We start from the raw sequence: 23,937 nt of genomic DNA, 5'->3' as shown, positions 1-23,937 counted from the left end.
CCCGCTCGAGGACTTAGACACTCATCGAGCTACACGGAAGGCCCTGCACTCATGCACCGATCAACCCTGAACCACCCCAAAGCATGGCCCACCACCAGCCACGTTCGGAAAGACAACAGGCTCCAAGCCAAGCCAAGCCAAGCCACGCCACGCCAAGCCAAGCCAAGCCAAACCAAGCCGAGTCAGAGCTGAGTTGAGCCGAGCTGAGCCGAGTCAGAGCTGAGTTGAGCCAAGCTGAGCTGAGTCAGAGCCGAGCCGAGCTGAGCCGAGCCGAGCCGAGCCGAGCCGAGCCAAGCCTGAACCGAGTTGAGCCAAGCCGAGTCAGAGCTGAGTTGAGCCAAGCTGAGCTGAGTTGGATCAAGCCAGAGCCGAGCCAGAGCTGAGTGAGGCAAGCCGAGCTGAGCTGAGCTGAGGTGAGGTGAGGTGAGGTGAGGGGTTAGGTTTCGAGGATGAGCGCCTCGATCTTGTGAGCCAGCTCCACATCGAGGTCGGTGACCCCGCCGGCCGAGTGGGTGGACAGGCGGAATCGCAGTGTTCGCCATCGGATGTCGATGTCGGGATGGTGGTCGAGGTCCTCGGCGGCCGCGGCCACCCGGTCCACCAGGGCGATTCCCGCGAGGAAGTCGGTGGCGGTGAACGTGCGCGTCAGGGCTTCCGCCCCGCCGGACCATTCCGGCAGGTCAGCGAGCCGTCGGTAGATCTCCTCCTGCTCGAGAATGCGCATGACCTCATTGTCGCCGGAGTTCGGCCGCCCGTCGCGGAAGCGGGCCCTAAACTCGGGGCAATGACCACCGAGACCAGGGTGATCGTTGTCGGCGCGGCGATTGTTCGCGCTACCGGTCGCGTTGTTGAGAGTGCTTTTGGGACCGCTGCCGGGGCTGATGGCGAGGCTGGTGGCAGGGTCGAGACCGTGTTGTGCGCCCGTCGCTCCGCGCCGCCCCGGCTGGCCGGCAAGTGGGAGTTCCCGGGCGGCAAGGTGGAGCCTGGCGAGACCGACGCCGAAGCCGTGGTGCGCGAATGCCGCGAGGAGCTTGGCGTCGAGGTGGTTGTCGGGCGGCAGGTGGGGGCCGATGCGCACATCGACGATCGCCTGACGCTGCGCGTCTACCTGGCGCGTCTGCTGCCCGGGCAGCCGGATCCGCGTCCGTTGGAGGATCACGACGTCTTGGCCTGGGTCGCCCGCGCCGATCTGCTCGGCCTGGACTGGCTGGCGCCGGACGTACCGATCGTCGGCGAGCTGTCCCAAACCTCCTGGTGAGGCTGTACTCGCTGTGACTGCTCTCATAGTGTGAAAGTCGGATCAACTGCTTGAGGCTGAGCCTTTTCGGGAAGGTATCCGGAAGAACCGGCCCTCGACAGAAACGACCGCCCATGCCCGACCAGCCGCAGGAGTCACAGCCCCACCGGGAGCGGCTGGACAACCCCGGATGGCGCGGCGACGGATGGGCGATGACCACGTCTGTCTTCGGGCAGGGGTCCGAGGGGGATGCGCAGCGGCATCTGGGGCGGATGGCTGGAGTCATCGAGCGGGTCCGGTCGGCGACGTTCATGCTCGATGGCGAGGGGTTCATCCGGGAGTACCGGCTCAATGCCGAGGAGCTGTTCGGCTTCGAGCGTACGGCGATGCTGGGGAAGCCGTTTCGGGCGATGTTCCGGGACGAGGATGCGGACGCCGCGGACGCGATGGTCGAGGCGATTCGGTCCGGTGATGATGCGCGCGGTGAGCTGGAGGCGTTGACGCCGGATGGGGGCAGGGTTCCGGTTGATGTGCATTTGATGGGGTTGAGGGATAAGGACGATCACGTTCTGGTGTTCGGGTACGCCAATTCCGGTGAGGACTTGGTTCGTATTACGCGTGATCGCGCTGTGTTGGACTCTCTGTTCGAGCAGTTCCCTGTGGGTGTTGTTGTTTATGACGAGGAGGGAAGGTACGTCCGGCTGAACCGTGCGCTGGAGCGGATCAACGGACTGCCGGTGTCGGCGCATATCGGGAGGCGGATCAGGGAGGTGCTCCCGGATCTGGATCCGGCGCTGGAGGAGATTCCCGATGAGGTGCTGCGTACCGGGATCCCTGTGGTGGACGAGCAGTATGGCGGTTTCACGCCGGCGTCGGAGGAGGAGCGGGTCTGGTCGGTGAGTTACAACCGGCTGCATGGGCCGGATGGGGAGGTTATCGGGCTGTCGGGGCTGATTCTCGATGTGACTGATCGGCATCGGGCTGCGGCTGCGGCGGCGGGGGCGCGGCGGCGGTTGGCGTTGGTGAACAAGGCCGGGTCGCGGATGGGGACGGCGCTTGATGTTGAGCGGACGGCGCGGGAGTTGGCGGATGTGGCGGTGCCGGATTTCGCGGATGCGGTTGTGATTGAGATCAAGGAGGAGGTTTTTGACGAGAGGATTGGGCCGGTTGGGCCGGTTTGGTTGGCGCCGGTGCGGCGGCGGAGGGTGTTGGTGCATGGTGGGGATGGGGTGGTGGGTTCGGGGGGTGGGGGCGGTGGTGGAGTTGGTGGAGTTGGTGGAGTAGGTGGGAGTGGCGGAGGTGCTGGAGGTGCTGGAGGTGCTGGAGGTGCTGGAGCCGGTGGAGCCGGTGGCGTTGGCGGAAGTGGCGGAAGTGGTGGGGGTGGTGGGGGTGGAGGAAGCGGCGAGGGGCGGGCGCCGGTAGCCGATCCGGTTCGGGCTGAGGGGTTCAGCGCGTGGTCGACTGATCCGGACATCACCGATCGCATGCTGGCCGGCGCCGCGTGGCACTCGGCGGCGGGAATCAGCGCGGTGGCCAAGGAGCCGATTCGCGCTGTTGATGGAACTTTGTTGTGGCAGCCGACCGGTGGGGACTCGATTCTGGTTCCGCTGTGGGCTCGCGAGGCGTTGCTGGGTGTCGTGCACTTTCACCGGCATCCGGATAGTCCTCCGTTTGAGCCGGAGGACATCGATGTCGCGGAGGAGATCACGACTCGGGCTGCGGTTTCGATGGACAACGGGCGGCTTTATTTTCGTGAGCGGACTACGGCGCTGATGCTTCAGCGGGCGTTGCTGCCGCAGCGGATACCGAGCCTGCCTGGTGTTCAGGTGGCGTATCGGTATCTGCCGGGGTCGGTGGGGGCTGAGGTCGGTGGGGACTGGTTCGACGTGATCCAGCTTTCGGGGGCGCGGGTGGCGTTGGTGGTGGGGGACGTGATGGGGGTCGGGGTTCGGGCTGCGGGGATCATGGGGCAGTTCCGTACTGCTGCGCGCACGCTTGCGGGGCTGGATCTGTCGCCGGCGCAGGTGCTGCATCAGTTGGACGAGCTTGGGGCGTCGCTGTCCGAGAACCACTTGGCGACGTGCATCTACGCGGTTTACGACCCGGCGACCGGTCGACTCGCGGTGTCGCGGGCGGGGCATCCGCCGCCGTTGCTCCTGTCGCCGGACGGGACGGTGGGTGGGCTGGATGTGCCGCCGTCGCCGCCGTTGGGGGTCGGGGGCGGGGCGTATCGGAGCTGGGTGTTCGAGACGAAGGAGTTCGACATCCCGGATGGTTCGCGGCTGGCCTTCTATACGGATGGCATGGTCGAGGACAAGGGCCGGGACATCGACGAGGGGATTGGGGTGATGGCGGCGTTGTTGGCGAACTGTCCTCCGGACTCGTTGGAGGAATGCTGCGATGCGGTGACGGATGTGCTGGGGATCACCGGCGACACGTCGGACGACGCGACGCTGTTGTTGGCGCAGGTGCAGTCGATTCCTGATGAGCGGAAGGCTCATTGGCAGTTGGATGCGCACCCGTCAGCGGTGTCGGACGCACGGCACAAGGTGAGGGAGCGGTTGGGGGAGTGGGATATGGGTGGGCTGACGGATACGGCGGAGTTGTTGGTGAGCGAGCTGGTGACGAATGCGCAGCGGTATGGGCGGTCGCCGGTGTCGCTGGACATGTTGAAGACGGATCGGTTGTTGGTGGAGGTGGGGGATGCGCTGGATGTGGTGCCGCAGGTGCGGCGGGCGCAGGAGACTGATGAGGGGGGGAGGGGGTTGCAGTTGGTGAATCAGTTGGCTACGCGGTGGGGGACGCGGACTACGGGGGAGGGGAAGATTGTTTGGTTTGAGTTGGTGTGAGGGTGGAGGGTGGGGTGAGATGGTTTGAGAGTTTTTAGGTCAAGGTCAAGGTCAAAGTCAAGGTCAAAAGCTGGGTGAAGCAGGCGCCTCCGGCGAGGGCCTCGGATCCCTCGGGGAACTGGCGCCGGCTCCATAGGGGGGTGGCTGCTAGTCCCTGCGCTGGCGGTTTGTGAGGTGGGGGTTCGTTCCCCTCGGTCCCGTCAGCAGCCCTACGGGTACAGCACCGCCGCCCGGGTATCAAGTCCATGCCGTTGCGGTGAGGGCTGATGGGCTGCGGTTGCGCTTGCATGAACTTGACACCCGGTCGGCGGCACTGTAGGCAAAGCCCTGCCGACGTGACCGAGGGGAACGAACCAAAACCCAGGTGGGGGATTGACAGTCTCTGGGGGCGGGGGTGGAGCTTCTGGCTTCCGGCCGACTGTTCGAGTCCCGGGGCTTTGAGGGTTGGTGCTGGGCGCTTGCGGCTGCCGGTTCGAATGCTGGGCCTGCGCGGCTTGGCGCCAGGCGCTCGCAGCCGCCGGTTCGAGTCCGTGAGCTGGCGCTGAGTGCTTGCGGCCGCCGGTTCGAATGCTGGCCCTGCGCGGTTTGGTGCTGAGCGTTTGCGGCTGCTGGTTCGAGTCCGTCACCTGGTGCCGAGCGCTTACGGCTGCCGGTGCGAATGCTGGCGCTTCGCGGCGTGGTGCCGAGTGCTCGCAGCCGTCGGTTCGCCTTCGTGACCTGGTGCGCTCGCTGCTGCCCGTTCCGGTCATTGGTTTCGTGCTGAGCGCTGGCCCGCCGGTTCTGGTTCGTGAATTGGTGGGCTGCCGCCGCCGCTCGTTCGCCCTACCCCTTCACCACCGGCACTCGCTCCAGCTCGATCCCGAACAGCTCGCGGTAGGCGCCCAGCACCTCTTCGTCCGAGCCCAGCTCCTTCTCGTGGCGGCCGGCTGCGTCCGTTGTCACGAGTTTGCGGCCGCTCAGTGATATGCGGCCGGTGTCGGTTTGGAGGGAGCAGATCAGCGACTGGGTGAAGTGGGCTTCTGGGGAGGTGCGTTGCCACCAGGAGGCCATGGTGAAGTCGCTCAGGGAGAGGGGGCGGGGGTCTACGCGGTATTGGGCTTCGCCCTCGTGGAGGATGTCCAGTTCGCCGTCTTCGTATTCGGTGATGCGGAAGAGGCCGGCGGGGTCTTTTTGGTCGGTGCGGGTGGTGAGGTTGAGGGGGTGGTCGGTGTGGCGGCCGTAGCCGATGTCGGCGAGCCAGGGGGTGTTGGTGGTGTCGGTGACGTGGAGGGCCATGTGGTCGAGGGGTGGGCTGAAGCCGCGGTGGGGGGTGAAGGTGCGGGCGGAGAGGCGGTGGACGCGGTAGCCCAGGGATTCCAGGAGGGTGGCGAACAGGCCGTTGAGTTCGTAGCAGAAGCCGCCGCGGTGGTGGGTGACGATTTTGTCGTACAGGGCGGGGATGGTGAGGGGCATGTCCTCGTCGAGGTGGATGCTCAGGTTCTCGAAGGGGACGGTGCGCAGGTGGGCGCGGTGGAGGGCCCGCAGGGTGGCGGCGTCGGGGGTGAGGGGGCCGGTGATGCCGATGCGGGCGAGGTAGGCGGCCGCTTGTTCCGGGTGCAGGCGCTGCGTGGGCATGGTTCCTTTATCGCAGACCTGGGCGGGGTGCGCATGGTGCCGCGGCCCGGGGGCCGCGGCACTTATGCGTCAGGCGTCGGTGCGGCGGCGGATCTTGCTGCCGAGCCAGACCAGGGGGTCGTACTTCTTGTCGACGACGCGTTCCTTCAGGGGGATGAGGGCGTTGTCGGTGATGTGGATGTGCTCGGGGCAGACCTCGGTGCAGCACTTGGTGATGTTGCAGTAGCCCAGGCCGTGTTCCTCCTGGGCGGCCTTCTTGCGGTCGGCGGTGTCCAGGGGGTGCATGTCGAGTTCGGCGACGCGCATCAGGTAGCGCGGGCCGGCGAAGTTGTCCTTGTTCTCTTCGTGGTCGCGTACCGCGTGGCAGGTGTTCTGGCACAGGTAGCACTCGATGCACTTGCGGAACTCCTGCGAGCGGTCGACGTCGACCTGCTGCATGCGGTACTCGCCGGGGGCCAGGTCGGCGGGCGGGGTGAAGGACTTCACCTCGCGGGCCTTGGTGTAGTTGAAGCCGACGTCGGTCACCAGGTCCTTGATCACCGGGAAGGTGCGCAGGGGGGTGACGGTCACGGTCTCGTCCTGCTCGAAGGTGGACATGCGGGTCATGCACATCAGGCGCGGCTTGCCGTTGATCTCCGCGGAGCAGGAGCCGCACTTGCCGGCCTTGCAGTTCCAGCGGCAGGCCATGTCGGGGGCCTGGGTGGCCTGCAGGCGGTGGATCACGTCCAGGACGACCTCGCCCTCGTTGACCTCGACCTCGAAGTCGTTGAGGTCGCCGCCGGAGGCGTCGCCGCGCCAGACCTTGAACTTTCCCTGGTAACCCATGTCACTTCTCCTCGGCGGCGGTCTCGGACTTCTCGGCGCCCTCGTCGGCTTTTTGCTCGGGGATCGCGACCGGCTCCAGAACCGCCAGCTCCTCGTCGGTGAAGTACTTCTTCAGCTCGGAGAGCTCGAACAGGGCCAGCAGGTCCGGGCGCACGGTGGGGATCGGCTGGTGCTTCAGGTCCACGCCGGTCCCGTCCGCGCTCAGCGAGCAGATCAGGTTCACCTGGCGCCAGGTCGGGGACATGGCCGGGAAGTCGTCGCGGGTGTGGCCGCCGCGGGACTCCTCGCGCTCCAGGGCCGCCTTGGCGACGCATTCGCTGACGATCAGCATGTTGCGCAGGTCCAGGGCCACGTGCCAGCCCGGGTTGAAGCGGCGGCCGCCGGTGCTGCCGACCTTCTTGTGGCGCGGCTTGAACTCCTCCAGCTTGCCCAGCGCCTCGCTGACCTCTTCCGGCTTGCGGATGATGCCGACCAGGGTGTTCATGGTGATCTGGAGGTCGTGGTGCAGCGTGTACGGGTTCTCCCCGTCGGCGTTGGACAGCGGCGCCAGGGCCTCCTCCACGGCGGCGTCGACGTCCTCGGCGACCACCGCGGGACGGCCGTCGGCGTCGAAGGAGTCGAGGTACTCGGCCGCGTGCAGGCCGGCGCGCCGTCCGAAGACCAGCAGGTCGGACAGGGAGTTGCCGCCGAGGCGGTTCGAGCCGTGCATCCCGCCGGCGCACTCGCCGGCCGCGTACAGGCCCGGCACGTTCGTGCCCTGGGTGTCCGGGTCGACCTCGACGCCGCCCATCACGTAGTGGCAGGTGGGCCCGACCTCCATCGGCTTGGCCGTGATGTCGACGTCGGCCAGCTCCTTGAACTGGTGGTACATCGACGGCAGGCGGCGCCGGATCTCGTCGGCGGGCAGGCGGGTGGACACGTCCAGGTAGACACCGCCGTTGGGGGTGCCGCGGCCGGCCTTCACCTCGGAGTTGATCGAGCGGGCGACCTCGTCGCGCGGCAGCAGCTCCGGGGGGCGCCGGTTGTTCTCCTGGTCGTTGTACCAGCGGTCCGCCTCCTCCTCGGTCTCCGCGTACTGCTTGCGGAAGACGTCGGGGACGTAGTCGAACATGAACCGCTTGCCCTCGGAGTTGCGCAGCACGCCGCCGTCGCCGCGCACCGACTCCGTGACCAGGATGCCCTTCACCGACGGCGGCCAGACCATGCCGGTGGGGTGGAACTGGATGAACTCCATGTTGACCAGCGTCGCGCCGGCCAGCAGGGCCAGCGCGTGGCCGTCCCCGGTGTACTCCCAGGAGTTGGAGGTGACGGTGTAGCTGCGCCCGATGCCGCCGGTGGCCAGGATCACCGCCGGGGCCTGGAAGAGGACGAACTGCCCGGTCTCCCGGTAGTAGCCCACCGCGCCGGCGATCCGGCCCTCGGCGTCCTTCAGCAGCCGGACGATCGTGGTCTCGGCGAACACCCGCAGGTGCGACTCGTAGTCGCCGTTCGCGGCCTTGTCCTCCTGCTGCAGCGCCACCACGCGCTGCTGCAGGGTGCGGATCAGCTCCAGGCCGGTGCGGTCGCCGACGTGCGCCAGCCGGGGGTACTCGTGCCCGCCGAAGTTCCGCTGGCTGATCTTGCCGTCCTTGGTGCGGTCGAACAGCGCGCCCCAGGTCTCCAGCTCCCAGATCCGGTCCGGCGCCTCCTTGGCGTGCAGCTCGGCCATCCGGAAGTGGTTCAGGAACTTGCCGCCGCGCATCGTGTCGCGGAAGTGGACCTGCCAGTTGTCCTTCGCGTTCACGTTGCCCATGGCGGCCGCCGCGCCGCCCTCGGCCATCACCGTGTGGGCCTTGCCGAACAGCGACTTGCTGATGATCGCCACGCGCTTGCCGGCCTGCCGGGCCTCGATCGCGGCGCGCAGTCCCGCGCCGCCGGCCCCGATCACCACTACGTCATAGGAGTGGCGCTCGATGTTCTCAGCGTTCTCAGTCATTTTGGCGCACTGTTCCTTAGAAGAACGTCGGGTTGCTGAACGTGCCGTTCGCGACCAGCGCGACATAGGCGTCGGTCAGTGCCACGCCGAACAGCGAGATCCACGCGAACAGCATGTGCTTGTGGTTCAGCTTCGACACCAGGGTCCAGCCCTTGTAGCGCAGCGGGTGCTTCGAGAAGTGCTTCAGGCGGCCGCCGATCGCGTGGCGGCAGGAGTGGCACGACAGCGAGTACAGCCACAGCAGGGCGGCGTTGGCCAGCAGCACCAGCGTGCCCAGGCTCATGTGGCCCCAGGCGCCGTCGGCGTTCCGGAAGGCCAGGATCCCGTCCCAGGTCAGGATGACGTTGAAGATCAGTCCCGCGTAGAAGAAGTAGCGGTGCGTGTTGTTCAGGATCAGCGGGAACCGGGTCTCGCCGGTGTACTTGCCGTGCGGCTCGGCCACCGCGCAGGCCGGCGGCGACTGCCAGAAGGCGCGGTAGTAGGCCTTGCGGTAGTAGTAGCACGTCATCCGGAAGCCCAGCGGGAAGACCAGGATGAGCAGCGCCGGGGACTGCGTCCACCAGCTGCCGATCGGGGTGAACCCGCCCAGCGGCGAGTCCGGCAGGCAGTTGGTCGACAGGCACGGGCTGTAGAACGGCGAGATCAGGCCGTCGGCGTAGTAATCGGCTTTCTGGAACGCGCGGAACGTCGCGTAGAAAATGAAGGCGATCAGCACCAGCAACGTCAGCAGCGGACTGAGCCACCACCGGTCTGTGCGCAGCGTCTTCTGTTCGATCTTTGCGCGCGCCGGGCTCAGCGGGGCGGGGGCCTCGGGGCCGGGCGCGATGGTGTCAGTCGCCATCGACTTGTCGTCTCCCAGACGGGCAATGTTCTTACACTGTGATGTCTTGCGTCATGCCTTGCGGTGGTGCGATGTCTCGTTCCTCGGCAGAGCTCTGTGGAGCTGCGCGAACTCTAGTGGACTGCGCATCAGATTCCATAGAACGCGTCACCCGGAGTAGTGGAAACGTGATCTACCTCACATCTTACTGACGGCTCGTCGCGCGCCACGCCACGGGGGTTGGAGCACCGCCGCAGGGTCCTGGCATCATGCTCTGAAAACGCATATGGGGATGGCGTTCTCGCTGAATTCGGGGACGCGATTCGGGGGACGGGGCACATGATGGACGACTTGCGAGACGACGATCCGCGCCGGGTGGGCCCCTACACCCTCCGCCACCGTCTGGGCTCCGGATCGACCGGGACCGGATACCTGGCGCGGTCCGACGTCGGACGCGCGGTGGTGCTGAAGCTGGTGCGCCCCGGCCCGGCCGAGGACACCGGGTTCCGCTCCCGGCTGCGGAACGAGGTCGCCCACGCCCGGGCGATGTCCTGGATGTCCACCACCCCGGTGCTGAACGCCGAGCCGGACGGCGAGCCGCCGTGGGTGGCCAGCGCGTTCGTGGCCGGCGTGCCGTTGACCCGCGCGGTGGCCGAGTGCGGGCCGCTGCCGGAGCCGGTGCTGGTGGCCCTGGCCCGCGAGCTCGCGGCGGCGCTGCTGATCGTGCACGGCGCCGGGCTGATCCACCGCGGCCTGGCCCCGGCCAAGGTGCTGCTGGCCCCGGACCGGGTGCACCTGCTGGAGCGCAGCGTCGCGGCCCGCGCGCGGCACGGCACCGCCTCCACGGCCGATCCGGCGGCGCTGCCGGGCTCGCCGGCGTACCTGGCTCCGGAGCAGACCCAGGGCCGCGGCCTGACCCCGGCGGCTGACATGTTTTCCCTCGGCTCCCTCCTCTATTTCGCCGCCGCCGGCCGTGCTCCGTTCGGGGAGGGTCCGGTGGCCGAGCTGCCGGCCCGGATCGCCAAGGGCACCCCGGTGCTCGGCTTCCTGCCCCCGGTGCCGGCCGAGCTGGTCGGCGGCTGCCTGGTCAAGGACCCGAACGCCCGGGCCACCGCCCGCCAGGTGCTGGAGTTCATCGACCGGCGCGGACCGGCGCCGCTGCCGGAGGGGTGGCTGCCGCCGGTGCTGACCGCGGAGATCGCCGCGCAGGCCGCGGCCTCGGTCCAGCCGGCATGACGGCGGGTGCGACGGCGGGTGCGACGGCCCGCGGCGGCCGATTCGACACCCTCGCGGGCCCCGATGTGACCGGCGTCACGCCCGAAGTGCGACGACCGCCACATCCGCTCGGGCACTGAGGGTGAGCGGGGGGATTGCCGAGCACGTACCATGGGTAGGTATCCCCTTCTGCCAAGGAGCGCTCAGGCATGCCCACACGCGACAACATCCGGAACGTGGCGATCGTCGCGCACGTCGACCACGGCAAGACGACCCTGGTCGACGCGATGCTCTGGCAGTCCGGGGCGTTCGGCGAGCACCAGCACGTCGACGAGCGCGCCATGGACTCCAACGACCTGGAGCGCGAAAAGGGGATCACCATCCTCGCCAAGAACACCGCGGTGCACTACCGCGGACCGGCGGGCGAGGACGTGGTGATCAACATCATCGACACCCCCGGCCACGCCGACTTCGGCGGCGAGGTGGAGCGCGGCCTGTCCATGGTGGACGGCGTCGTGCTGCTGGTGGACGCCTCCGAGGGCCCGCTGCCGCAGACCCGGTTCGTGCTGCGCAAGGCGCTGGCCGCGAAGATGCCGGTGATCCTGCTGATCAACAAGGTGGACCGGCCGGACTCCCGGGTCGACGAGGTCATCGACGAGACCTACGAGCTGTTCATGGACCTGGACGCCACCGAGGAGCAGATCGAGTTCCCGATCGTCTACGCCATCGCCCGCGACGGCAAGGCCACGCTGACCAAGCCGGTCCCCGGCTCCTCCGGCAACGGCCAGGGCGGCGAGCTGGACTCGGAGAACCTGCTGCCGCTGTTCAAGACCATCCTGGAGACCATCCCGGCGCCCTCCTACACCGAGGGCGCGCCGCTGCAGGCGCACGTCACCAACCTGGACGCCTCCAACTTCCTGGGCCGCATCGCGCTGTGCCGGGTGCACCAGGGCGAGATCCGCAAGGGCCAGCAGGTGGCCTGGTGCCGGCACGACGGCACCGTCGAGCGGGTCAAGATCACCGAGCTGCTGATGACCGAGGCGCTGGAGCGCAAGCCGGCCGAGTCCGCCGGCCCCGGCGACATCATCGCGATCGCCGGCATCCCGGAGATCATGATCGGCGACACCCTGGCCGACCCGGAGGACCCGCGGCCGCTGCCGCTGATCACCGTCGACGAGCCGGCCATCTCGATGACCATCGGCACCAACACCTCCCCGCTGGTGGGCCGCGGCCCGACCAAGGGCACCAAGGTGACCGCGCGTCTGGTCAAGGACCGGCTGGACCGCGAACTGGTCGGCAACGTCTCGCTGCGGGTGCTGCCCACCGAGCGCCCGGACGCCTGGGAGGTCCAGGGCCGCGGCGAGCTGGCGCTGGCCATCCTGGTGGAGACCATGCGCCGGGAGGGCTTCGAGCTCACCGTCGGCAAGCCGCAGGTGGTCACCCGGACCGTCGACGGCAAGCTGCACGAGCCGGTCGAGCGCCTCACCATCGACGCCCCCGAGGAGTTCCTGGGCGCGGTCACGCAGCTCATCCAGGGCAACCGCAAGGGCCGCATGGAGACCATGACGAACCACGGCACCGGCTGGGTCCGGATGGAGTTCATCGTCCCCTCCCGCGGCCTGATCGGGTTCCGCACCGAGTTCCTGACGCTGACCCGCGGCACCGGCATCGCGCACGCCGTGTTCGAGGGCTACGAGCCCTGGTACGGCGAGCTGCGCACCCGCACCTCCGGCTCGCTGGTGGCCGACCGGTCCGGCAACGCCACGCCGTTCGCGATGATGAACCTCCAGGAGCGCGGCACGATGTTCGTGCAGCCCACCACCGAGGTCTACGAGGGCATGATCATCGGTGAGAACTCGCGGTCCGACGACATGGACGTGAACATCACCAAGGAGAAGAAGCTCACGAACATGCGCTCGTCGACGTCCGACGTCACCGAGACGCTGATCCCGCCGCGCCAGCTGTCGCTGGAGCAGGCGCTGGAGTTCATCCGCGAGGACGAGTGCGTGGAGGTCACGCCGGACACCGTCCGGATCCGGAAGGTGGAGCTGAACGCCCAGGTCCGGGGCCGGTCGCGGGGTAACGCGGCCAAGGGCAAGAGCTGAGGCGCGGCAAGTCCGGGACGGTGAGTAGGTAGGTACAACTTGGCTGAGGGCCGCTGCGGGAAACTTCCCGCAGCGGCCCTTTGCCGTGTCCGGTGTCCGGGTCCAGCGTCCGGTGTCGGAGGCCCGGTGTCCGTGTCGGAGGTCCGGTGTCCGGCAGCCGTCGCGGCTCAGCCACCGGCCGGGGTGGACTGCCCGGCCACGAACGGCTTCGCCTCCAGTGAGCCCTTCTCGCAGACCGTGGTCGGCGCGGCGAGGGTGATCTTCGCCCACTTGGTGTCGCCGGGCAGCTGGGCCAGCGCGTGCACGGTCTTCGGCTCGCACTCGCCGGTGGCCGGCTCGCCGTCGCCGGGGATGTTGGGGGAGTAGCGCACCTCGGAGTGGATCCAGCCGCCGGGCGCGACGGTCACGGCGGCGGGGGCCGCCGGGAAGCGGACCACGGTGGTCGGCAGCGGGTGCTCGTCCGAGGCCAGCAGCGACACCCCGGGGAAGCCGGTGACGGTGCAGGCGTGGCCGGAGGTGTTCCGCAGCGCGATGTCGGCCGCCACGTGGCCGGTGCCCTCGCTGTTCGGGACCAGGGTCCAGGTGCCTCCGGGCATCTCGGCCGTGGTGCACGCGGCGACGCCGGCCGCGGGCGCGACCGTGCCGGTCGGTCCGGCGCCCGGCGAGCTCGCCGGGGACGACGGCGACGGCGTCGACGACGCGGTCGTCGGCGTGCCGGACGAGCCCGCCGAGCCGGTCGCGTTCGTCGAGTCCGGGGTACCCGGCGTGCTCGGCGATCCGGTGCCGGACGTGGTGGCCGTCGAGCCCACCGAGCCGGTCGCGGCGGGATTGGTACTGGCAGTGCTCGCACATCCGGCGGTCAGAGCGAGGACCGCCCCGACGGCGCCGAGGGTGCCGGCTACGGACATTGCGGAAATACGGTTCATGGAACCCAACCTTCCCGGGCGTTGACGAAAGGTAGACGTCCCATAACCCGGACAGGTTGTTTGACACGGAGTACAAATGGGGCGTGGTGTTCTCAGAACCGCCATATCAGGATTGATTGATCCTGGCTGGAGGCGGCCAGGAGGGTGCTGTCCGGGCTGAAGGCGACGCCCAGGGTGTAATCGGTGTGTCCGGCGAGCGGGGTCAGCGGCTGCGGCGCGCTCGGGGTGGCGAGGTCGAACACCTGCACCACCTTGTTGGCCCCGGCGCCGTTGGCGACCAGCCGGCCGTCGGGGCTGATGGCCACGCCGGTGGCCTCGTCCGACTGGGGGAGCTTCTTGATGACCGCCGGGTGCGAGGGGTCGGAGACGTCGTACAGGATCAGCGAGTGGTCGGCGGAACCGGTGGCCAGGATGTTGTCGTGCCGGCCCCAGGCGATGTCGAAGACCCGGTCGGTGTGGTCGCTCGCGCTGGCCAGCAGCTTCGCGGCGGACGGGTCCCGCACGTCCCAGAACTTGACGCTGTGGTCGAACGATCCGGTGGCCAGGGTCGTGCCGTCCGGGCTGAACGCCACGCTGTAGCTCAGGGCGGTGTGCTTGGTCAGGGCCCACCGGCGGGTGGGGTCGGCGACCGTGACCAGCCAGACCTTGCCGCTGGTGGTCCCGACCGCCACCAGCGAGGCGTCCGGGCTGAACTGCACGCCCTCCAGGTTCTCGCCGAGGTTCACCCGCTGGAGCAGGCGCGGCGCGGTCGCGTCCTGGATGTCCCACAGTCCGAGCGTCTGGTCCCACGAGCTGGTCGCCAGCAGCTTGCTGTCGAAGCTGACCGCGACGTTGAAGACCATCGCGGTGTGCTTGCTGGCCGTGCCGACATGGCGCGGGTGCGCGGGATCGGACATGTCGTAGAGGTGAGCGTTGTTGTCCTGGGCGCCGGCGACGAGGTACTTGCCGTCCGGGGTGAAGGTGACGTGGTTGATCGGATTCTTCAGGTCCACCTTGGCGATCTGCGTCGGCTTGGCGATCGGCGTGGGCCCGGTGCTGCCCGTGGAGGAGGGGGAGGACGGGGAGGACGCGGAGGAAGCAGCGGTCGTGGCCCCGGCGGAACTGGAGGGGGCAGTGCCGGCGGCGGATGCGGAGTTCTTGGGGGTTCCGGAGCCGGTGGCCGGGCTCGACGGAGTGCCGTCGGCGGTGCTGTTCGCGGAGTCGTGGCCGGTGGGGCTGTTCGCCGAATTCGCGCCCTTGCCCACCGCGAGCCAAGTGCCGACGCCCGCGCCGCCCGCCGCGACCGCCACCGCGCCGGCGAGGAACCAGCGTCGGCCGTGGGAGCGGTCGGGCTGCGGCTGCGGAGCTGCGGGGCCGCTCATCGGTCGGCCGGGCGGCGGCGCGCCGGAGCCCGGGTAGTGGCGGACCTCGGTGACCTGGGTGTCCTGGCCCGGGGTCCAGAAACCGGTGTCGCGCTCGGCCTGGTTCACGGTCGGCGGAGGCGGGGTGGACGGACCCGGGCCCTGGGTTGTCGGGATCGCCATGGAGCCGGTCTGTGGCATCACACTGGTGTGGCCGGCGCCGGTGGGCGATTGGAAGGCCGCTGCCTGCGCGGGTCCCGGCCCGGTCGCCGGTCCGGAGGACTGGGCTGCGGCGGCACCGGCCGCTGCGCCTGCGACACCCGCTGCTGCTTGCGCGCCGCTCGCAGGGCCCTGGGTAGCAGCAGTACTTCCGGCAGCAGCGGCACTGCTTTCACCGCCGCCACTTTTGTTCGCCCCCAGTAGCACCCCGATCCGCTCCCCGACCGTCCGCGCGTCCGCCGGCCGGTCCTGCGGCTCCTTGGCCAGCAGCGCCAGCACCAGCTCGTCGACCTCGGGCGGGATGCCCATCTGGTAGCGGCTGGGCGCCTCCGCGGGCTTGGTCACGTGCTGATAGGCCAGCCCCATCGGGGTGTCGGCCTCGAACGGGCCGCGGGCGGTCAGGGTGAAGAACAGCAGGCAGCCCAGCGAATAGAGGTCGGAGCGGGCGTCGACGCGGCCGCCCTGGGCCTGTTCCGGCGACATGTACTCGACGCTGCCGATGACCATGCCGGCCGCGGTCAGGCCGGTGCGGGTCTGCTGGTTCTCGACGAAGCGCGCGATGCCGAAGTCCAGCACCTTCACGGCGCCGGAGTCGGTCACCATCACGTTGCTGGGCTTGATGTCGCGGTGCACCACGTTGGCCGCGTGGGCGATGGTCAGCGCCTCGCAGACCTGCTGCGCCCAGCGCAGGGCGGTCTCCGGCGGCTGCGGCCCGTCGTGGCGTACGCGTTCGGCGATGGTCCGGCCCGCGACCAGCTCCATCACCAGATAGGGCACGGTCTCGCCGGAGTACTCGTCGTGTCCGTAGTCGTGCACGGTCACGATCGAGGGCCCGGAGAGGTTGCCGGCGATCCGGGCCTCGCGGTCGAAGCGCGCCAGCGCCTCGTCGGTCAGGCCGCCCGCGGTGACGATCTTCACCGCCACCTCGCGCCCGATCCGCGCGTCGTGGGCGCGCCAGACCTCGCCCATGCCGCCCCGGCCCAGCAACCGGACCAGCCGGTACCGTCCGTCGAGTACGTCGTCTGCCATGAGTGCCCCCCAGCCCTCTGATCCACCTGCCCGCATGGTGTCAGGGCCAGGCTACCGACGGCACAGACGCGCCGCACCGGTCGTTATCGAGCCGGTGCGGCGCGGGACGGGTTTCCCCTCCCCCGGGTGCCCTCCGAGGGGACCCTCCGAAAGAACTGCCGGAACCGCCGGACCTACCCCAGCGACCGCTTCAGGAAGTCGACCTGCAGCAGCATCAGGTTCTCCGCGACCACTTCCTGCGGCGTCATGTGCGTGACGCCGGACAGCGGCAGCATCTCGTGCGGCCGGCCGGCGGCCAGCAGCGCCGAGGACAGCCGCAGCGTGTGCGCGGCCACCACGTTGTCGTCGGCCAGGCCGTGGATCACCATCATCGGCCGGTGCTCCGGCGCCCAGTCGCCGGGCTCGGTGCCGACCACGATCGAGTTATGCCGGTACACCTCCGGCTCGGTGTCCGGGTGGCCCAGGTAGCGCTCGGTGTAGCAGGTGTCGTACAGCTGCCAGTCGGTGACCGGCGCGCCGACCACCGCGGCGTGGAACACGTCCGGGCGGCGCAGCGCGGCCAGCGCCGCCAGGTAGCCGCCGTAGGACCAGCCGCGGATCGCCACCCGCGCCAGGTCCAGGTCGGGGTGCTCGGCGGCGGCCGCGTGCAGCGCGTCCACCTGGTCCTGGAGCGTCGGCCCGGCGAAGTCGTGGTGGATCGCGCGGTCCCACTCCGGGCCCCGGCCCGGCGTGCCCCGGCCGTCCACGACCAGCACCGCGAAGCCCTGGTCGGCCAGCCACTGCGAGGCCAGGTGGCCGTTGTGCGTGGCCAGCGCGCGCTGCGCGTGCGGACCGCCGTAGGGGTCGAGTAGCACCGGCAGCTTCGTGCCCGGCACGTGGCCGGAGGGCAGCACCAGCACGCCGCGCAGCTCCCGCTCGCCGAGCCGGACCATCGTGGCGTTCAGTGCCAGACGCGGCACCTCGGCGACGTTGCGCACCGTGCACAGGTCCTTCAGGTCGCCGTCCTCGTCGAGGCGCACCACCCGGGCCGTCGAGCCGGGCTCGGCGAACACCGCCGAGCCGATGACGGCCAGGTCCGCGCCGAACACCGCGGAGTGCACGCCGAACGTCTCGGTGAGCTGGCGCACCACGCCGTCCCGCGACACCAGGTACACGTGGATCTCGGCCGGGTCCTCGGCCGAGGCGGTGAACTGCACGCCGTGCTCGCCCACCGACAGCACCGCGCGCACCTGGAGCTCCGGCGGCGTCAGCGGCTCGCCGTCGAGCAGCACCCGGTTCGCGCCGTCGCGCGGGCCGACGGTGACCAGCGCCGCCGTAGCCTCCTCGTCGCCGTCGTCGGGCCCGGAGATCCAGGCCGGGACGCCGGAGAAGATGTCGACCCAGCGCGGGTCCGACTCCTCGCTGTGCAGCGTCACCATCCCGCTGTCCGGGTCGAGCAGCGCGTAGGTGAGGCGGGTCTGCTCCCGGTTCATCAGCCCGAGGACCGGGTCGCCGCCGGCCGACCAGTGCACCTGGGTCAGGTAGGGCGAGGCCGCCTCCCAGCGCACGTCCACCCGCGAGCCGTCCAGGCCGAGCACCACGCCGGAGACGTCCGCGTTGGCCGTCCCGGCCGCCGGGTAGCGCACCTCCGCCGGGGTCTTGCCGGGGTTCGCCGGGTCGGCGATGTACCAGGTCTGGATCGGCGCCTCGTCGGCCCGCTCGGCGAACAGCCGGTCCCCCTCGGGCGCCCACCAGTGACCGCGGAACCGGTCCATCTCCTCGGCCGCGATGAACTCGGCCAGGCCGTAGGTCACGGTCGGCGACTCCGGCTCGGCCAGCGCGCGGTCCCCGGCGCCGTCCACCCCGACCACCCGCAGCGCGCCGCCGGCCACGTAGGCGACGTGGGTGCCGGCCGGGTTCGGCCGCGGGTCGGCCACGCCGGCCGGGACGTCCAGCTCCCGCACCGGCGCGCCGGCGCCGGCCTCGGTCAGATCGGCCACGAACAGGCGCCCGGACAGCGCGAAGGCCGCCGTGCCGACTTCGCCGTCGACGGCGAACCCGACGATGCCCGCCGCGCCCTGCCGCGACCGCTCCCGCCGGGCCCGCTCCTCGTCGGTCAGCTCCTCGTCCGCGCCGCCGAGCAGCGCGATCGGGTCGGCGACGAGCCGCTCCTGCCCGGTGGCCGGGTCCAGGACCCACAGGCAGGTCGCGGTGTCCGTGCCGTGCTTGCCGCGCAGGAAGGCGATGCGGGAGCCGTCCGGGGCGATGCTGAAGGCGCGCGGCACGCCGAGGGTGAAGCGCTGGGTCCGGGCCGAATGCCGCGGGAACGAGGGGGTGTCTGCCATGCTGTCATGCTATGCGCACCGCTTCGCACCGGGACGTTCCAGGAGCGGCGCGGGAGCTATGGCTACCCTTGCTCTATGACCGCGAACCCCACGGCGCCGTCGCAGGCGTCCCCGGCGCCCGCCCCCACGGCCGCCCGGCGCCTGCTGCTCGTGCACGCCCACCCGGACGACGAGGTCATCGGCACCGGCGCCACGATGGCCGGCTACGCCGCCGAGGGCGCGCACGTCACCCTGGTCACCTGCACCGCGGGCGAGGAGGGCGAGATCCTGGTGCCCGAGCTGGCGCACCTGGCCGCCGACCGCGAGGACCGGCTGGCCGACGTCCGCGTGGTGGAGCTGGCCAACGCGATGACCGCGCTCGGCGTGGACGACCACCGCTTCCTCGGCGGCGTCGGCCGCTACCGGGACTCCGGGATGATGGGCACCCCGGCCAACGACAAGCCCCGTGCCTTCTGGAACGCCGACGTGGACGAGGCCGCCGCGCACCTGGCTGCGGTGGTCCGCGAGATCCGGCCGCAGGTCCTGGTGACCTACGACGAGAACGGCGGCTACGGGCACCCGGACCACATCCAGGCGCACCGCGTGGCGATGCGGGCCGCCGAGCTGGCCGCCGACCCGGACCACGCGCCCGGGCCCGGCGCGCCCTGGGAGATCGCCAAGATCTACTGGACCGCGGTGCCCAAGCGGGTGCTGGCCGAGGGCATCCGGGCCCTGAAGGAGGCCGGCGACACCAGCGGCTTCCTGGCCGTGGAATCGGTCGACGACCTGCCGTTCGGCACCGACGACGCGCTGGTGACGACCTGCGTCGACGGCAGCGCCCACATGGAGCGCAAGCGTGAGGGCATGCGCGCCTACCCGACCCAGATCTCGATGGAGGAGGGCTTCTTCGCGCTCTCCAACGCCATCGGGATGGAGTTCATGGCGCACGAGTTCTTCCAGATCGTGAAGGGCGACGCCGAGCGGTCGGACGCCGAGCTGGAGAAGGATCTGTTCGCCGGGCTCGAGACCGCGCAGGGCTGACGGCCGTGTCGATGGACGTCAGGGTCGTCGTGTTCGTGGTGGCCGCCGGGGTGGTCGGCGCGGCCGGGCTGGTGCTGGCGGCGTGGCAGGGGCTGGGCACGGTCGGCCGCTGGTGCCTGCTGTCCGGGCTCGGCGCGTCCGGCGTGGTGGTCGGGCTGGTGGGCACCATGATCCAGGGCTACACGGTGCGGGTCGGCGGCTCGGGGCCGCGGCTGATGGACGCCGGGGACCCGGCCTCCGGCACCGGCGGCGGAGCGGGCTTCGCCTTCCCGGCCGGCGCGGTCGTCGGCCTGGTGTTTTTCACGGCGCTGCTGCTGGTCGCCGCCTCCGTACTGCGGCAGCCGTTGGGGGTGCTGGTCGCGGCCGGCGGCTGGCTGGCGATCGTGGGCACGCTGATGTTCGGCGTCGGCGACCGCGGGAACGTCATCCTGGCGAACAATTCCTCGGCGCAGATCTATGTCTACGGCGGGCTGGTCGTCGCCTTCGGCATCGCGGTGCTGGTGTACCAGTGGCAGCTGACCGACCGGCTGGCGGCCCGCGCGGCGGCGAGCCGGCCGGTGGACCGCGTCCGCTGACCGCACCGATTCCCGGTATTCCTCGCCGCCCGGCGGCGCGCTCGCGCACGCCCTGGAACAGGGCGGACCTCAGGCGGAACCAAACTCGCTCGATCGAGTGAAGCGTGCACGGATTCCGGCGGGTCAGCGCCGTACAGCCGTGGCAATGTCACCCTTACGCCCCTGTGACCACCGCTGATCACAGTACTGTGATCAGAGCAACACTCTTGGTGACCGGTGGCGCGCTGCTAGATGGCACAGCTAGTAGGCCCTGCCCGATGGCCCTGCGCGACCGACCTTGACAGAGGCGACCGACTTTGAACGACGAGTATCTCCGACGCCCGGCTCGGGACGTCGATCCCGACCAACTCCCCGACTACGGATTCGGCGGCGAGCCGCTGTTCCGCGACGAGGTGCCGCCCGTTGTCGGCGGCGGACCGGGCTCGACCGGCTTCCACGACGCCTCGCTGTTCCGGACGGACAGCGGTGTGCCGGGGCAGCGTTACGAGTCGGCGGCGGGGACCGGCCGCGGGGGCAACGGCTTCGGGCTCGACTACGGGTCCGGCGGGGACTACGGCACCGGGATCCTGGGCCAGGTCCCGACGCCGCGGCCGGTGGACGGGCGGCAGGCGGCGGGCATCGGGCCGCGCGGCGCGGCGGTCGGGAACGGGGGCGGTGCCGGGGGAGTCGGTGGCGTCGGCGGCGGAGCCGGTGGTCGTGGCGCTCCCGGTGGGCCCGGTGGAGCTGGTGCCCCCGGCGCTCCTGAGGGGTCCGGCGGCGATCCGCAGCGGGCTGCGAACGAAGGACCGCTGCGCGTCGTCCCGGCCGAGCAGGCCAGCGCGCTGCTGAGGATCAAGCTCCCCGACTCGCCGCCGGTCCCGGCCACGACGCTGCGCGGCGACGCGCCGATCGAGACCGTGGTCGAGGCCTCGCAGATGCTGCACCGCGTCAGCCCGGCGCGGCCGAACGCGCTGCCCGGCGACGTGCTGGCGCTGACCACCGCCACGATGGTGGTGCCGATGCCCGGCGCGGCGTTCGGCGGGCTGCTGGTGCCGCAGCGGTCGGCGCGGCTCACCGCTTCGGTGCCGCCGGACCTGGCCAGCCGGGCCGAGGCGGACCTGCTCTCGGACACCGTCGAGCAGTTCTTCGGGGACTTCGACGCCATCGGGCGCGAGCTGGAGGCCCAGCGGGCCGGCGGCGTCGCCGAGGCGGCGCGGGCGATCGGGTCCGGAGCCGGGGCGAGTGTCGGCGCGGGGCTCGTCGGCGTCGGCGCCGGATTCGGCGGCGAGACCGGGCCCGAGGGGACGTCGGGGCCCGGCGGGTCCGGGCCGAACTCGCCGACCGCGCCGCCGGCCGGCCGGTACGGCGTGCCGACGCAGTTCCCCGGCTACGACGCCGCGCGCCGCAGCCCGGTCGGGATGCGGTACCTCGGCGGGATCTTCCACGACTCCTCCGGCGAGTCGTCGTTCTACGACCCGGCGACCGAATCGCTGGTGCCGATGGGCGCCGCCGCGTTCTCGGCCGCGGATTTCCGCCGGATCTCGACGTCGGGGGTGACGCCCCGGCCGGTGCCGCCGCCGCGGACCGGGCCGCAGACCGCGCCGCCGCCGCGCCAGAGCGGTGCGGCGGCGGCCGGGACGTCCGCGAAGGCCTTGAGCGGCGCGGGCCGGTCGGGCGGGTCGGCCGGCCTGGTCGGCTCGGCCAGGTCGGTCGGCTCGGCGGCCTCCCTCGGTCCGGCCGGCGGGACGACCGGGTCCCGGTCGACGGGCGCCGCCGCGTTGGCGGCCGGTCGCGGTACGGGAACCGGCCTCGGTGCCGGTACCGGTACCGGGACTCGCATCTCCGGCCCGCCCGCGACCGGCCGCACCGTGCCGCGCCCGGCCCCGCCGCGCGACGACGACACCGCCGTGCTGCCCACCGAGCACTGGACCGACCACCACCCGGACCACCGCACTCGCCGCGGGGCGCGGCGGGGCCGCGTGCTGCTGGTGTCCGCGGTGGCCGCCGGCCTGGTCTTCGGCGGGGTCTACGCGGCCGCGCTGGCGCTGGAGGGCCAGGTGCCGAACGGCACGGTCGTGGACGGCGTCGGCATCGGCGGCCTGTCGCGCGCCGACGCGGAGGCCAAGCTCGCCGCGGCGCTGGCGCCGAAGCTGGCCGCGCCGCTGCGCCTCACGGCCGACGGCGTGGTGTTCCAGCTGTTACCGGACCAGTCCGGGCTGCGTATCGACTACGCGGCCACGGTCGCCGCCGCCTCGTCCGGCCGGAGCGATCCGCTGGTGGCGTTGCCGGCGCTGGTCGGCAAGGGCCGGGACGTGCCGTTGCAGGTGACCGTGGACCGCGTCGCGCTGCGCGCCGCCCTGGCGAAGGTCACCGCCGGGTTCGACCGGACGATGGTGGACGGCGGCGTCGCCTTCCCCAACGGCGTGCCGACGCCGATCGCGCCCCGGCCGGGACGCCAGGTGGACCTGGACGCCGCGGTGAACGCGGTCGCCGGGGCGTTCGACGACGGCGTGGCCTCGGTGCGCCTGGCGGCGCTGGGGCACGGCGTGGCCATAGCGCCGGTCGGCTACGCGATGCCCGAGAAGGCGCCGGTGAAGATGCCCGAGAAGGCACCGGAGAAGATGCCGGAAGCTGTCGTGTCGGCGGGCAGCGAGGACACCCCCGCCGCGAGCGTCCAGGCCGGCCCGGCCTTCCCGGCCACCCCGGTCGCGCTGGTCGTCCACGACGTCCAGCCGACCGTGACGCCGGCCGTGGTCGCCCAGGCCATGCAGGACCTGGCACGCCCCGCGATGGCGGCGCCGGTCACGCTGGTCACCGGGTCCGTGAAGACCGTCTTCAAGCCCCCGATGCTGGGGCGCTTCCTGGCGATCGTGCCCGACGGCCGGGGCGGCCTGACGCCGAAGCTGGACGGCCAGGGTTTGCGCGGCGAGATCGACCACGACGCGCTGGCGAAGCTGGAGCAGCCGGCGACCGACGCGACGTTCACCGTCACCAACGGCGAGCCGGTGCTGGTGCCCGGCAAGAACGGGACCGGCTACGCCCCCGCCGCGATCCAGAACGCTGTCGTTCCGGTGCTGACGAAGACCTCGACGGCGCAGCGCGTGGTGGCCGTGCCGATCGGTCCGCTGCCGCCGGCGCTGACCACGGAGGCGGCCCAGGCTCTGGGCGTCAAGGACGTGATGGGCACCTACACGGCGCCGTTCGCGGCCACGACGCAGCGGACGGCCAACGTCCGGCGCGCCGCGGACCTGGTGCGCGGGCAGGTCGTGCAGGCGGGGCAGACCCTCAGCCTGAACCAGGTGATCGGGCCGCGGACGGCCGCCAACGGCTTCGTGCCGGCCGGGGTCGCCGGGGCCGCCGGAGCCGCGGCGGTGGCGCAGGGCGAGGTGGCCGCGGTCGGCGGCCTGGACGCGGGCGCCGGCACCTCGATGGTCGCCACCGCGCTGTTCAACGCCGAGTACCTGGCCGGGCTGAAGGACGTCGAGCACCACCCGCACGCGGTCGTGACCGACCACTTCCCGCCCGGGCTGGAGGCCGCGGTCGCGTACCCGGACGTGGACCTGAAGTTCCAGAACGACTCCGGCGCGCCGGTGTACCTGTGGACCGCCACCACCGAGAACGCGGTCACCGTCGCGGTGCTGGGCCAGAAGGCCTACGACTCGGTGCAGACCGAGACGTCGCCGCACTACGCCCAGGTGGCGCCCCGGACCACCGGCGGCTCGGGCGGCTCCTGCGTCGCCACCGACGGTGTCCCCGGGTTCCAGGTCGACGTCACCCGGATCCTGGCCAAGGCCGGGCAGGATCCGATCCGCCAGGTCTTCCACACCTCCTACGCCGCGCAGGACCGGGTGGTCTGCGGGGCCGGGACCGGCGGCAGCGCCGCGA

General features: G+C 70.9%; 15 protein-coding genes. 7 read left to right on the top strand and 8 right to left on the bottom strand.

Translation table 11 applies throughout. The features are described from left to right. Nucleotides 1-436: 436 nt before the first annotated feature. Entirely contained in the window at nucleotides 437-724 is a 288-nt protein-coding gene (locus tag ABD481_RS44935) for a 4a-hydroxytetrahydrobiopterin dehydratase (RefSeq protein WP_344672068.1), read from the bottom strand. A 60-nt stretch (nucleotides 725-784) separates the two neighbouring features. Here ABD481_RS44935 and ABD481_RS44930 point away from each other — a divergent pair, with 60 nt between their 5' ends. Together ABD481_RS44930 and ABD481_RS44925 are read left to right on the top strand one after the other, a co-directional pair. Continuing rightward, nucleotides 785-1,258 carry a (deoxy)nucleoside triphosphate pyrophosphohydrolase gene (locus ABD481_RS44930; RefSeq protein ID WP_344672067.1) on the top strand — a complete coding sequence of 158 codons (474 nt, stop codon included), beginning with the start codon at nucleotides 785-787 and terminating at the stop codon, nucleotides 1,256-1,258. Between the two features lie 191 nt (nucleotides 1,259-1,449). Then, nucleotides 1,450-4,086 (top strand): SpoIIE family protein phosphatase, encoded by a 2,637-nt coding sequence (locus tag ABD481_RS44925; protein ID WP_344672066.1) that lies wholly within the window; start codon nucleotides 1,450-1,452, stop codon nucleotides 4,084-4,086. An 822-nt stretch (nucleotides 4,087-4,908) separates the two neighbouring features. On the opposite strand, the gene ABD481_RS44920 is transcribed toward ABD481_RS44925, so the two are convergent. From ABD481_RS44920 to ABD481_RS44905, 4 genes are all read right to left on the bottom strand, one after another. After that, nucleotides 4,909-5,700 carry an arylamine N-acetyltransferase family protein gene (locus tag ABD481_RS44920; protein ID WP_344672065.1) on the bottom strand — a complete coding sequence of 264 codons (792 nt, stop codon included), beginning with the start codon at nucleotides 5,698-5,700 and terminating at the stop codon, nucleotides 4,909-4,911. Nucleotides 5,701-5,769: 69 nt separating this feature from the next. Further along, nucleotides 5,770-6,525 carry a succinate dehydrogenase/fumarate reductase iron-sulfur subunit gene (locus ABD481_RS44915; RefSeq protein WP_344672064.1) on the bottom strand — a complete coding sequence of 252 codons (756 nt, stop codon included), beginning with the start codon at nucleotides 6,523-6,525 and terminating at the stop codon, nucleotides 5,770-5,772. A gap of 1 nt (nucleotide 6,526) precedes the next feature. Next, nucleotides 6,527-8,500 carry a fumarate reductase/succinate dehydrogenase flavoprotein subunit gene (locus ABD481_RS44910; protein WP_344672063.1) on the bottom strand — a complete coding sequence of 658 codons (1,974 nt, stop codon included), beginning with the start codon at nucleotides 8,498-8,500 and terminating at the stop codon, nucleotides 6,527-6,529. 16 nt (nucleotides 8,501-8,516) lie between these two features. Then, the gene (locus tag ABD481_RS44905; protein WP_344672062.1) at nucleotides 8,517-9,341 is read right to left on the bottom strand and encodes a hypothetical protein; all 825 of its coding nucleotides are present in this window, start codon (nucleotides 9,339-9,341) and stop codon (nucleotides 8,517-8,519) included. Nucleotides 9,342-9,659: 318 nt separating this feature from the next. Between ABD481_RS44905 and ABD481_RS44900 the strand changes: the two genes are divergently transcribed. Continuing rightward, nucleotides 9,660-10,556 (top strand): protein kinase domain-containing protein, encoded by an 897-nt coding sequence (locus ABD481_RS44900; protein WP_344672061.1) that lies wholly within the window; start codon nucleotides 9,660-9,662, stop codon nucleotides 10,554-10,556. Nucleotides 10,557-10,744: 188 nt separating this feature from the next. After that, a complete protein-coding gene (gene typA, locus ABD481_RS44895; protein WP_344672060.1) occupies nucleotides 10,745-12,640 on the top strand; it encodes a translational GTPase TypA in 1,896 nt (631 codons plus the stop codon). A 167-nt stretch (nucleotides 12,641-12,807) separates the two neighbouring features. Here typA and ABD481_RS44890 read toward each other — a convergent pair whose 3' ends face one another. From ABD481_RS44890 to ABD481_RS44880, 3 genes are all read right to left on the bottom strand, one after another. Then, a complete protein-coding gene (locus tag ABD481_RS44890) occupies nucleotides 12,808-13,566 on the bottom strand; it encodes a DUF4232 domain-containing protein (RefSeq protein ID WP_344672059.1) in 759 nt (252 codons plus the stop codon). 92 nt (nucleotides 13,567-13,658) lie between these two features. Further along, nucleotides 13,659-16,154, bottom strand: coding sequence for a WD40 repeat domain-containing serine/threonine protein kinase (locus ABD481_RS44885; protein WP_344672058.1), 2,496 nt, complete (start codon nucleotides 16,152-16,154; stop codon nucleotides 13,659-13,661). A gap of 173 nt (nucleotides 16,155-16,327) precedes the next feature. Then, nucleotides 16,328-18,478: a S9 family peptidase gene (locus ABD481_RS44880; protein ID WP_344672057.1), complete on the bottom strand. Its 2,151-nt coding sequence runs from the start codon at nucleotides 18,476-18,478 to the stop codon at nucleotides 16,328-16,330. Nucleotides 18,479-18,553: 75 nt separating this feature from the next. Between ABD481_RS44880 and mshB the strand changes: the two genes are divergently transcribed. The 3 genes from mshB to ABD481_RS44865 all read left to right on the top strand — a co-directional run. After that, complete coding sequence (gene mshB / locus ABD481_RS44875; RefSeq protein WP_344672056.1) at nucleotides 18,554-19,498, top strand: N-acetyl-1-D-myo-inositol-2-amino-2-deoxy-alpha-D-glucopyranoside deacetylase; 945 nt, start codon at nucleotides 18,554-18,556, stop codon at nucleotides 19,496-19,498. A gap of 11 nt (nucleotides 19,499-19,509) precedes the next feature. Further along, nucleotides 19,510-20,073: a hypothetical protein gene (locus ABD481_RS44870; protein WP_344672055.1), complete on the top strand. Its 564-nt coding sequence runs from the start codon at nucleotides 19,510-19,512 to the stop codon at nucleotides 20,071-20,073. Nucleotides 20,074-20,369: 296 nt separating this feature from the next. Continuing rightward, nucleotides 20,370-23,937: VanW family protein (locus ABD481_RS44865; RefSeq protein WP_344672054.1), on the top strand; the 3,568-nt coding region annotated here is incomplete at its 3' end.

Origin of the sequence: Catenulispora yoronensis (assembly GCF_039531695.1) — a bacterium.
Taxonomy (GTDB): Bacteria; Actinomycetota; Actinomycetes; order Streptomycetales; family Catenulisporaceae; genus Catenulispora; species Catenulispora yoronensis.
Note: the sequence above shows the minus strand (reverse complement) of the source record. Positions and strands in the feature narration are given on the sequence as shown.